Origin of the sequence: Pseudoalteromonas sp. SG43-7, assembly GCF_014164295.1 — a bacterium.
Taxonomy (GTDB): Bacteria; Pseudomonadota; Gammaproteobacteria; order Enterobacterales; family Alteromonadaceae; genus Pseudoalteromonas; species Pseudoalteromonas rhizosphaerae.
Genome location: NZ_JACJEY010000174.1, coordinates 1 through 608, shown reverse-complemented (window position 1 = coordinate 608; position 608 = coordinate 1). Strand labels below are relative to the sequence as shown.

The following is a 608-nucleotide window of genomic DNA, read 5'->3' as shown; positions in this document are numbered from 1 at the left end:
AACGCCAGCGATGATGATGCAGGCGACACACTCAGCGCAGAGCTGGTCAGTCAACCACAATTTGGTAGTGTCAGCTTAAACAGTGATGGTAGCTTTAGTTATCAACATGACGGCAGTGAAAACCATGGCGACAGCTTTACATTCCAAGTTCGTGATAGCGCCGGTGCGTTATCGGCAGTACAGACAGTAACACTAACGGTCGCGCCAGTTGCAGATGCACCGGTTGTCATGGATGACAGTGCCACCACTGCAGAAGACACGCCAGTGAACTTTAGTTTGGTAGCAAATGACAGTGATGCAGAAGATGACTTAGTGGTCGCTTCAGCGGCTATCGTATTACCTGCGAGTAAAGGCACGGTAAGTATCACTAACGGCATTGCCACGTATACACCGAACAGCAACGTAACGGGGACAGACACTTTTACTTATACGGTAAAAGATGCGGCATTGAATACCTCGACAGCGGCAACAGTGACAGTCACCATTACCCCAGTGAACGACCTCCCTGAGGTACAAGCTATCAGCTTAAGTGTGGATGAAGACACCGCATCAGCAGTGACCAATGTGCGTTCACTGGCCAGTGATGTGGAAGACACCATCCCAACGGG

Annotated in this window: 1 protein-coding gene; it reads left to right on the top strand. The window is 50.2% G+C overall.

All coding sequences use genetic code 11. The features are described from left to right. On the top strand, positions 1–608 hold a 608-nt coding region (locus H5200_RS24535; protein ID WP_182762880.1), incomplete at both ends, for a tandem-95 repeat protein.